This window comes from Dolichospermum sp. UHCC 0259, assembly GCF_009711935.1.
Classification (GTDB): Bacteria; Cyanobacteriota; Cyanobacteriia; order Cyanobacteriales; family Nostocaceae; genus Dolichospermum.
This window is the reverse complement of sequence record NZ_VIKX01000107.1, coordinates 50,485-60,402: the sequence shown is the minus strand read 5'-3', so window position 1 is coordinate 60,402 and position 9,918 is coordinate 50,485. Positions and strand designations below refer to the sequence as shown.

General features: G+C 38.9%; 11 protein-coding genes. 7 read left to right on the top strand and 4 right to left on the bottom strand.

Annotation, left to right across the window (positions count from 1 at the left end; translation table 11 throughout):
• Nucleotides 1-305 precede the first annotated feature (305 nt).
• Together tsaB and FJR05_RS08525 are read right to left on the bottom strand one after the other, a co-directional pair.
• Nucleotides 306-965 carry a tRNA (adenosine(37)-N6)-threonylcarbamoyltransferase complex dimerization subunit type 1 TsaB gene (gene tsaB, locus FJR05_RS08530; protein WP_168643698.1) on the bottom strand — a complete coding sequence of 220 codons (660 nt, stop codon included), beginning with the start codon at nt 963-965 and terminating at the stop codon, nt 306-308.
• Between the two features lie 290 nt (nt 966-1,255).
• Nucleotides 1,256-1,504: a Ycf34 family protein gene (locus FJR05_RS08525; RefSeq protein WP_027403580.1), complete on the bottom strand. Its 249-nt coding sequence runs from the start codon at nt 1,502-1,504 to the stop codon at nt 1,256-1,258.
• 86 nt (nt 1,505-1,590) lie between these two features.
• On the opposite strand from FJR05_RS08525, the gene FJR05_RS08520 reads away from it, so the two are divergent.
• The 3 genes from FJR05_RS08520 to FJR05_RS08510 all read left to right on the top strand — a co-directional run bounded on the left by FJR05_RS08520 (nt 1,591) and on the right by FJR05_RS08510 (nt 4,710).
• Complete coding sequence (locus FJR05_RS08520) at nt 1,591-2,862, top strand: CCA tRNA nucleotidyltransferase (RefSeq protein ID WP_168643705.1); 1,272 nt, start codon at nt 1,591-1,593, stop codon at nt 2,860-2,862.
• A gap of 47 nt (nt 2,863-2,909) precedes the next feature.
• On the top strand, nt 2,910-3,707 hold the full coding sequence (locus FJR05_RS08515; RefSeq protein WP_168643697.1) for a Tab2/Atab2 family RNA-binding protein: 798 nt from the start codon (nt 2,910-2,912) through the stop codon (nt 3,705-3,707).
• Between the two features lie 241 nt (nt 3,708-3,948).
• Entirely contained in the window at nt 3,949-4,710 is a 762-nt protein-coding gene (locus FJR05_RS08510) for a metallophosphoesterase family protein (RefSeq protein WP_168643696.1), read from the top strand.
• Here FJR05_RS08510 and FJR05_RS08505 read toward each other — a convergent pair whose 3' ends face one another.
• Nucleotides 4,711-5,574, bottom strand: a complete 864-nt coding sequence (locus FJR05_RS08505; RefSeq protein ID WP_168643694.1) for a M48 family metallopeptidase — start codon at nt 5,572-5,574, stop codon at nt 4,711-4,713. It lies immediately after the preceding gene.
• Between the two features lie 286 nt (nt 5,575-5,860).
• Between FJR05_RS08505 and FJR05_RS08500 the strand changes: the two genes are divergently transcribed.
• Nucleotides 5,861-6,394 (top strand): DUF4330 domain-containing protein, encoded by a 534-nt coding sequence (locus FJR05_RS08500; protein WP_168643692.1) that lies wholly within the window; start codon nt 5,861-5,863, stop codon nt 6,392-6,394.
• Between the two features lie 92 nt (nt 6,395-6,486).
• Complete coding sequence (locus FJR05_RS08495; protein WP_168643691.1) at nt 6,487-7,242, top strand: ABC transporter ATP-binding protein; 756 nt, start codon at nt 6,487-6,489, stop codon at nt 7,240-7,242.
• Between the two features lie 10 nt (nt 7,243-7,252).
• Here the strand turns inward: FJR05_RS08495 and FJR05_RS08490 are convergent, their stop codons facing one another.
• Nucleotides 7,253-7,930 (bottom strand): glycoside hydrolase family protein, encoded by a 678-nt coding sequence (locus tag FJR05_RS08490; RefSeq protein ID WP_168643704.1) that lies wholly within the window; start codon nt 7,928-7,930, stop codon nt 7,253-7,255.
• Between the two features lie 329 nt (nt 7,931-8,259).
• Here FJR05_RS08490 and FJR05_RS08485 point away from each other — a divergent pair, with 329 nt between their 5' ends.
• On the top strand, nt 8,260-8,877 hold the full coding sequence (locus tag FJR05_RS08485) for a DUF1997 domain-containing protein (protein ID WP_168643690.1): 618 nt from the start codon (nt 8,260-8,262) through the stop codon (nt 8,875-8,877).
• 181 nt (nt 8,878-9,058) lie between these two features.
• Complete coding sequence (locus FJR05_RS08480; RefSeq protein ID WP_168643689.1) at nt 9,059-9,916, top strand: Uma2 family endonuclease; 858 nt, start codon at nt 9,059-9,061, stop codon at nt 9,914-9,916.
• The last annotated feature ends 2 nt before the right edge of the window (nt 9,917-9,918 follow it).

Genomic DNA, 9,918 nt, shown 5'->3' with positions numbered 1-9,918 from the left:
CTGAGCCAGGATCAAACTCTCCATTTTGTTTCTTTCGAGTTTGTTGGCTCCGAAATTAGTTAAAATCTCGAATCCTCTTTCAATTATCTTTACGACGAGGATTGGTTTAATCTATTCTTTCAAAGTATTATTTTTTCTCGGTTCAGTTGCCGGAAGTCGTTTCTTTCTTCGGCACTTATTCAATATATCAACCTCTTCTATTCTTGTCAAGGGTTTTGAGAAATATTTTTTTAAAGGGGGTGAAACTAGAGGCTATTTTCAGCTAAGGGCTTTATATGGCAAGGGTTAAACGGGTTTCGATAATTTCAAATATCTACTGGATGTTGTCCATAATAAGGTAGAGCTTCTGACCAATGGGGATTTTTACCGTGCTGCCAATCTAAGTAAGCTAATTCCAAAATGCTGTTGACGGTTACTGCTAAGTGAGATGTGGCTGATATTAACTGATTGGTATGCCAATTAGTTAGGGTTTCTTTCCATGCAGATGGAGTGAATACTGTATCTGATAATAGGGCTGTAATGCCGGCATTATTAGGGTTAACTTGATAAATAGCACCAAAAATTTGTCCCCGTTGTGCTGGCATTTCTAGGGCAATTATTGGATGTTGGCAGTTTTTTTGGGCTTTATGGGCTTGCCAAGCTAATGCGGCTAGGGTGGAAATTGTAAATGCTGGAATGTTTAGTTGTTGTGCTAGTGTCCGCGCGGTGACAACTCCGATACGAGTTCCTGTGAAACCACCCGGTCCTTGGGCTACGGCGATAAATTCTAGGTCTGCCCAGGTTCGTGGTTTAATTATTTCAACTAGGTATTGATGAATGTGACTGGATAGGTCACGCCCTAAGTTCCAAACTTGAGATTGGGGATAATTGGCAAAGTTGCTAATTGCTAAACCGAGTTCTGGTGTGGTGGTGTGCAATGCTAAGGCGTATTTATCCGGTGAGAGATGTTTAATTATGGTTGTCAAGGTAAATGCAAATGTATTTTTCTGCTAAATAATACAGCAGAATTAAGGTTTGGAGGGGAAAGCAGCTTTGATTTTAGGTTTTTAATTTAAAGTTGATGGAGTTGGTGGAGTTGGTGTTGCTGATTTCAAGTGTGAATATTCAGCAACTTTTGAGAATCTACTCTGAATATAACGGTTATCGTTCAGATGCAATTCAATTGAGGGCGGGGAAACCCCGCCCCTACAGGTTTTGCAATTCAATCACTGTATCTCATTCAAGTATATACCGCTATAACTAAAAATTTATGGGTTTAGGTGGGGACTAATTCACCTGGACGTAATTTAGACCATTTACCTGTTTCTTGTTTGAAGCTAAGACAGCCGACAACGTCCCATTCCATTTCAATTATTTCGCCTTGTGTGCGAATATTGACGTTGATGGAGGGTTCGTTGGGATCAAAATCCGGGGTTTCTGTCAGGTGTGGCTGTTGGTGCTGGGTTTCTACGGCGTTGTAGGTGACGCAGCGGTCTACATAGTGGCAATTCACGCAAATACACATAATAGAACCAACTTTGGGAAGCTTTATAGTTAATGTAGCTTAATGCAAAATTATCGGCATTAGTTACTAGGTTGATTTTTATGACAATGGATGAATTAGTTGCTGCTCGTTTAGCTGCCAAAAATTGGCCTTTTAGTCTGGAATATTTGCCACAACCTGTTTATATGGTGGGTGGTGCGGTGCGTGATGCGATTTTGGGTAGGGTTCGGGAATATGTGGATTTAGATTTTATTATTCCAGTGGATGCGGTGAAGGTAGCGCGAAAGATTGCTCAACGTTATCAAGCTGGTTTTGTGTTACTTGATGCTGAAAGGAAAATTGCTCGTGTGGTGTTTCCTGACGCTACGGCTGATTTTGCTCAACAGGGGGGGGAAAGTCTAATTAGGGATTTACATAGAAGGGATTTTACTATTAATGCGATCGCCTACAATCCCCATACTCAAGAAATTATTGATCCATTGCAAGGCTGTAAGGATATAGAATCTGGACTGTTACGGATGATATCACCTCTAAATCTACAAAATGATCCTTTGCGGTTAATGCGAGCTTATCGTCAAGCTGCCCAACTTGGTTTTACTATTGAACCAGCTACTCAAGAGACAATTCGCAGTTTAGTAACAAGCATTGTCCAGGTAGCAGCGGAACGCATACGGGTGGAAGTTGGTTATTTATTAGCAAGTTCTCAAGGGACATTTTGGCTAAATACTGCCTGGAAAGATGGTGTTTTGACTAGTTTCTTTAAGAACGCAACTGATAAAAGTTTTATTAAGTTAGCTGCTGTTGATCAAGCTGCCGCTTTAATTAGCCAAAGTTGGCAGGAGTTAGGAGAAGAATTAGTAAATTATGTGCGAGAAACTGTGAAAACTTCTTGGTTAGCTACTGCTAAACTGGCTTGTCTTGTGGACTTAAACCCGGAAATTGCCGAAGTTGAATTACAGGAACTTACCTATAGTCGGGCAGAAATTCGGGCTGTGACAACGGAATTAAGACTGTTTTCGGAAATAAAGGCGATAAATATGCCTTTGCGAAAACAGTATTTTCTGTTTCGGGAAATGGGAATTTTATTTCCGGCTGTGTTGGTATTAGCTTTAGCAAATGATATTGTGGCGAAGGGGATGTTTGAAGAAAGTATGTTAGTTAGTTATGAACCTTTAATTAAGCGTTATCTTGACAAAAACGATGTGGTTGCACACCCTATTCCTTTACTCAATGGTAAGGACATGATGAGGGCGTTAAACATTCCAGCTTCACCATTTGTAGGTGAGTTATTAATGGAGGTTGGTGTTGCTCAAGCTGAGGGGAAAATTTCTACAGTAGAAGCAGCGATAGAATTTGCCAGAAATCTAGTCAAACACTAAATTGGGTATATTCATTTTTAAGTTGTTTAATTTTTATGGAGTCGGAAATGAGTCTGATTTGGCAGGCTGATTTTTATCGTAGTCCGCTACAAAATGTTGAAGGGCAGGTCTTATGGGAGTTATTAGTTTGTGACGAAACTCGCAGTTTTGAGTTTACAGCAAGTTGTCTCCAATCCCAGGCTAATTCTACTTGGCTTGTCCAACAATTACAATTAGCGGGTAAGGACAAGTTACCAGATTTAATTCAAGTATTTCGTCCTCAGTCTTTAAGTTTAATGACAATTGCGGCAAATAATTTAGGGATTCGGGTTGAAGCTACTCGGAGAACTTTGGCTCTAAAACAGTGGTTAGCAGCTAAGAAATATTCTATAACTGTGGATAAACTACCTCCATTACCATTACCGGAAAATCTATGGGGGGAAGAATGGCGGTTTGCGACGATTCCATCGGGTGATATTGTGGATGAGTTTATAGAAAGGCCAATCCCTTTTTTGCAAATACCAGAATTTCTCAAACCGATTAATCTGGGTTTGGCTTCAACAGTACCTATACCTGGGGTGGTGATTTACGGTGGAAGAAAATCTATGCGGTTGGCCCAATGGTTAAAGGAAAGTCAGCCTGTTTCATTAAACTACATCGCTGGTGCGCCTGATGGGTTAGTATTAGAAGCTGGTTTAGTGGATAGGTGGGTGTTGGTGACTTTTACTGATGAGGAGGTTACTGCTGCGGGTAAATTGTATCAAAAGAGAAAACAACTAAGTAGGGGATTGCATTTTTTGTTGGTGCAACCAGATGATTCGGGAATGACTTATAGTGGTTTATGGTTATTGCAAGATGAAGATTAAAAACTGATGCTTGTTATATTTTGTTACCGAGGACAAGCCTACTTAAACATGAAAATTCATGTATGATCAGAGTCTTGGGTGTTAGTAATTATTTATATGGGAACTTGGCAAGTTAACCAAATGTCTACATAATTATTAAAGAAATCATAACTTAGTCAAGTTTTCTTGACCTTTTAAACGAAAATTAGATCAATCAAAGTTTAGTCGAGATATTCAGCTAATTCATGTAAGCTAGAAGCAAATGAGCGAAATTAGTCAGCGCAGGGTTGTTATTGGTGATGTGCATGGACATTATGAATGTTTGATGTTGCTGTTGGAGAAAATAGCCCCTACATCAGAGGATCAAGTATATTTTTTGGGAGATTTAATTGATCGTGGTCCCAAAAGTGCCGAAGTTGTGGAATTTGTTAAAGAAAATGATTACCCTTGTTTGCTAGGTAATCATGAGCAGATGTTATTAAATATCATGACTGGTAAGAATGGTGCGTCCACAAATATGCAAACGTGGTTATATAGTGGAGGACAGGCTACTATTGCTAGTTACCAGTCTGCAACAATTCCTAAACAACATCTAGATTGGTTTGAGAGTTTGCCCACATATTTAGATTTGGGAGATTTTTGGTTAACTCATGCAGGTGTTGATCCAAAAAAGACTGTGCAAGAACAGACGGCGGAAGAACTATGCTGGATTAGGGATGAGTTCCATCGGATAGAGCAACCCTATTTTGCCGATAAGTTGATTATAGTTGGTCATACTATAACTTTTACTTTACCTGGGGTAGCTCCTGGTAATTTGGCGCAGGGGCAGGGATGGTTAGATATTGATACTGGTGCTTATCATCCCCGTAGTGGTTGGTTAACGGGGCTGGATATTACGAATAAGTTGGTTTATCAGGCTAATGTGTTCAGTAGGTCGGTGCGGACTGTGGCTTGGGAAGAGGTGATTACAGTTGTTCAGCCACAAGAGTTCGCAGGTAGCCGCCGTTATAGAAAACGAGAGTAATTATGGCAAAAATGCTCTCATTTTGCTTTGATACAAGGGATTATCTAAGCCATAATTTTGACGGCTTGGTTGATTTTTAATCTGATTTTGAAGAGAGATTACGCGATCGCTTGCCCCTGGATGTGTACTTAAAAATGTAGGTACAGAGCTACTTCTTTGTAGTTTTTTCATGAAAGAAACCATTGCTGACTGAGCATAACCAGTGCGAGTGATGTTTGCTAATCCTCTTTTATCAGCATCAAATTCGTCTTGGCGACTGCGGGGAAGATTTAGGGCGAGTTGCACACCAATTCCTACGGCTTTACTTCTATCTAAACCTGATACTGAAGCTACACCACTGGCTATAGCTTGTTGTCGCATTTGTTTAATTAAATGTTTGCCTTCGATATGTCCCATTTCATGAGCTAATACACTGGCAAATTCGGCTTCATTGTCTGCTGTTTTTAACAAGCCTGTATTTACATAAATAAAACCACCGGCGGTTGCAAAAGCATTAACGGCAGGATCTTCGACTACTTGAAAAGTATAAGGAATATTTGGACGAGTGCTATTAGCTGCTAAACGTCTACCGATTTGTTCAACATAACTGTTTAGTTGTGAATTACGAGAAATTCTGACTTCTTGCTGTATTTCTTGATTTATTTGCTGACCCAGATCAACTTCCTGGCGATCGGATATATTAGATAGGTTTAATATTTGGGTCACTTGTGGGACTATACGGATCAGATCTCTAAAACCTATAGCTTTACTTAATAATGGTGTACCTAAGCAAATCATTACAGCAACGCTTACAGAAATGAACGGATACAAACAGCGACGCTGCCACAAACGATAATTTGTCCAAATTCCATGCGAGTTAATCATAATTCAGTTATGTGAGATTGGTGTAAGAACTTAAAATCAGAGGACGAATTTTCAGTTTACTAAGTTGCATTTTCAACTCCAGATAGTGCAAATAGTCATATTCAAATAACTTGCTGCTACTATGACCCTGAAACTCCTGCAATCATGATAAACTGTCGCATAACCACAATGTCTAGTTTCTGTCAATTCTGATTCAGTGATCAAGATTGTGGATCACTTGAAAAAACTTGTCGGTACAATCAATTACTTAGCTAAAAACTTAACTGCAACTTATCCAAACCTGATTATGGCTATTTTAGATTCTAAAGGTCGCTTGTTCGGTAAAATCAACCTATTAGATTTAGGGGCTGCATTAGTAATTTTGCTAGTGATAGTGGGTATCTTTATTTTCCCTGGTACTTCTGGTTCTGTGGCTCAAGTGGGTGCAAAAACAGTACCTATTGAGGTAGACTTATTAGTACGTGGACTCAATGTTCGTAATCCTCAACAGTTAGTTAAAGAAGGATTCACAAAAGGTGGTAAAACTAATGTGATTATCCGTAATCAACCCTATGGTCAAATTGGGATTAAATCGGTTGAGCAGTTAGAGAGAACAGTGACAATTGGTCAACCAGATGGTTCTGTGAAAGAATTACCAGATCCTAGAAAAATTAACTTTAGTACGGATTTTCTTTTAACTTTAGAAGGACAAGCTACAGTCACTAAGGATGGGCCTGTTCTTGGTAATAGCAAAGTGAAAATTGGAATGCCTTTTGAATTAGAAGGTTTTAACTATAATTTCAATGCGTCTGTAATTGATATTCGATTACAGGATAAATAGTATTTTGTTTAAGGGTGAAATTATCCTGATTTCATCCTCAAAATTAGTAAAAACTATCTATTTATAATTTTGTAATCAAGTAGGTAAATACTGTGGGACAGGCTTCGTCTTCTTGGCGACAATTGATTAATCAAGTTTCAGAAATTCAGATCAAGATTCCCAAACATCAAGTTTTCAAACATTTTGCTGAACCTGGGGTTTTGCTGGGATTATTGACAATTATTGTGGCTATGCTGCTTTGGAGTTGGCAATTACTGTTAGCTCTGGTTGTGGGTATTGGGATGATGGTATTTACTTACTCAGTGCAAAAATGGAATTGGCAATTGCGCTGGTTAGAAATACGTAAGTTGATGAGTAGCACTAATAGTAGGTTAGCTTATGCGATCGCTTGTGGTGGTATTGCGACTGTGATAACTTACATGGCTTCGGCAATTTGGGTTGATGCTCCTAGTCATTGGTTGGCTGCTGGTGCTATTGTTCAAGGCATGGGAACGCTATTAACTTTAATTTTGCTGGTGTGGCAAATATTCAGTTTTCAAGGAAATCGAGAGGAAGATTATCTTGATAAATTATTGAACAATTTAACGGCAAAGGATTCTTTAAAACGGTTGCTTTCCATCCGTCAACTCAATAAACTGATTACCCGTCAGCGAGTTGATACAGCAATGCAGGAAGATATTGGGGAATGTTTACAACTATTACTGAGTCAGGAACAAGAAGTAATGATTCGGGAAGCTGCTTTGGATTGTTTGCAAAATTTAAATGGGTTGCAAGTGCTAAAGCCTATTCAGACCAAGGTATTTATGCCTGTATCAGCTAAAGTGAAGAGCAAAGTTCTTGTAGATTGAGCTAATTGTTCTATTTTGTACTTTTAGTTTGGTTATTTTGCTTTAATTCTTCTTTGAGGACTTGCTGGTAAATTTTGGGTAAGGAACTACTAACAGAATTATTTTCTATCCCGTACCCTAAACTTGTCCATGTAGGGGAGAGTTTTCGGAGAACGTCATTTAATTTTTGTTGCTGTAATAGCTTAGGGATATCTACACCCCAAACTTTTGAATCATTTAACCAACGGTAAACTACGACATCTTGATACTCTGCTTCAAAACTATAATTAGTCCAAAGCATAATTTTTGTGGGGTTTGGATGATAACGAGGAGCAATGTGATCCCACGTGGTATTAATAATTTGATATCTACCTGCGGCTGTGGAACAGTTGCCTATATTCGGTCCTGTGATGATGGTGACACATTTTTGAGGATGATGACTGAGATCATTAACTTGTTCACCACCATATAAGAGAGAGTAGGGACGATTACCACTGGCTTCACTGGCGGATATGGTTCGCATTAATGCCCGAACATAAGGATCTCCACCTTTCATGACTAGGGGAGGCTGTTTTCTGGTAAATATAGGTTCGGGGGATAATTGTATATCCCCAAAAATATACCACTGAAACAGGTACACAAAGCCCAAAAGTGAGGCTAGGGGAGCGATAAGTTTTTCTACCCCTTTAAGTTCAAAGTTTTTCAGAATTTAACTCCTTTTAGTTATTTTTTGGGACTAATAAGAAAAAATTAACTTTTTATTTCGGAAGATTGATAAGCTCAGTAATATTGCTATGATGACGGTATTTCAGTATTTAGCTACAATATCAATTATTGGATGACTGTGAATTGGTTACACCTAAATTTACCATTTTTCTCGTTGTTGACTGACTCTACATAATTAGTTCATGCTGTTTATGTAAAGTTAATGACAATTTGTTGAAATTTTCGTGAAAATCAGATTTTGATGCGAAAATACTTCCCTGAAGCGGGAATGATAAATATAGACACACTTTAAAATATAGAAAAAACAAATTTATGGTTACAAACAATAGTAAATATCAATCATGGGAAGTAGCGGATGAGACTGTGTTACAGGAGGCTCATCTAAGTACAACTAAATTTTATGGTAATTATCAAGATGGGATGGAAATGTATGCTCCTGTGGCGCAGGTGGAGGAGTATTTTAATGCTCACTCTTCCTGGTTTGGTCGTTGTGCAGAACCGATGAAGGTGAGCCGACTAGGGGAAAATAGTTATGCTTTGGCGGTTGGTAAATTTGGTGCTTTTGGTTACGATGTAGAACCGAAGATTGGCTTGGAGTTGTTAAAACCTCAAGATAATCAATTCCAAATCCGAACTATTCCTGTACCTGATTATGAGTCACCTGGTTATGAGGTAGATTATAAATCATCAACACGATTGATAGGTAATTTAGATGGGGTGACGCGGGTGGAATGGGAGTTGGATTTGGTTGTCGAGTTGCAGTTTCCTAGATTTATTCAGCGATTACCTTATTCGTTAGTTCAGTCTACAGGCGATCGCATCCTGAATCAAATTGTCCGTCAAGTTTCCCATCGTCTCACACACAAGGTACAAAAAGATTTTCATCAATCTCTGAATATACCTTTTCCGCAAAAGAAACAGAAGAAATAGGGAATAGGTAATAGGTAATAGAAAAATCAATTGTGTAATTAATTAATTTTGTCCTATTACTTAATAACGGTCTCAGGTATTGTTAGCCTTGTTTAGTATACTTCCTGACTTGATGATTGGCGATACCTGCGCTTAGGACTATGTTAAACTAGGAAAAATAAATTAAGGCGATGAAGTTGCTATGGTATTAACAAAACCAATCATTGCACCACCAACTACATCTGAAAACGATCAAATCACACTCCCCGACCATACACAACTGCCAGATTCAGATGGAACTTTTGTGTTAGCGAAGCGTACCGTAGGTCAAAACTTTCAGGAATTACCACAAAGTATAATTCTCACAACTTCTATAGAACCAATTTTACAAAAAATACACCCTGACGGACGATATTGTATTGGACAGGATAGCGGTATTTATTGGCGAATTACAGAACCACCAGTTAGAGGAGCAGAAGCACCGGATTGGTTTTATGTTCCCCATGTTGCCCCTTTATTAGCAGGAGTATATCGCCGTTCTTATGTAATGTGGAAGGAAATTGTTGCTCCATTAATTGCCATTGAATTTGTCTCTGGTGATGGTTCAGAAGAAAGAGACAGAACATCATTATATGATATTGATGAACAAACTGGAGAACCAAAGAAAGCTGGTAAATTCTGGGTATATGAACAGGCAATTAGGATTCCTTTTTATGCTATCTACGAGGTAGAAAAATCATCGGTTGAGGTCTATCATCTTGTAGATGGCAAGTATGAGAAAATGCCAGCTAATGAACGAGGGCATTTTCCAATTTCACCTATGGGAGTGGAGTTGGGGATTCAACAAGATACGGAAATACCCTGGTTACGTTGGTGGACTGGAGATGGTGAGATGTTGTTGACTGGCAATGAACGAGCGGATGAGCAACAGCAAAGAGCAGATGAGCAACAGCGAAGGGCAGATGAGGAACAACAAAGAGCAGACCAGGAGCGCCAGCAAAAAGAAAAATTAGCGGCTTATCTAAAATCTATCGGTGTTAATCCTGATGAAATTCCGTAGAG

What these genes read in the sequence shown, in the direction of transcription:
- FJR05_RS08485 (WP_168643690.1), top strand. Translation starts at nt 8,260, where the DNA reads ATGGTTACAAACAATAGTAAATATCAATCATGGGAAGTAGCGGATGAG.
- FJR05_RS08510 (WP_168643696.1), top strand. Translation starts at nt 3,949, where the DNA reads ATGAGCGAAATTAGTCAGCGCAGGGTTGTTATTGGTGATGTGCATGGA.
- FJR05_RS08505 (WP_168643694.1), bottom strand. Translation starts at nt 5,574, where the DNA reads ATGATTAACTCGCATGGAATTTGGACAAATTATCGTTTGTGGCAGCGT.
- FJR05_RS08500 (WP_168643692.1), top strand. Translation starts at nt 5,861, where the DNA reads ATGGCTATTTTAGATTCTAAAGGTCGCTTGTTCGGTAAAATCAACCTA.
- FJR05_RS08525 (WP_027403580.1), bottom strand. Translation starts at nt 1,504, where the DNA reads ATGTGTATTTGCGTGAATTGCCACTATGTAGACCGCTGCGTCACCTAC.
- FJR05_RS08515 (WP_168643697.1), top strand. Translation starts at nt 2,910, where the DNA reads ATGAGTCTGATTTGGCAGGCTGATTTTTATCGTAGTCCGCTACAAAAT.
- FJR05_RS08480 (WP_168643689.1), top strand. Translation starts at nt 9,059, where the DNA reads ATGGTATTAACAAAACCAATCATTGCACCACCAACTACATCTGAAAAC.
- FJR05_RS08520 (WP_168643705.1), top strand. Translation starts at nt 1,591, where the DNA reads ATGGATGAATTAGTTGCTGCTCGTTTAGCTGCCAAAAATTGGCCTTTT.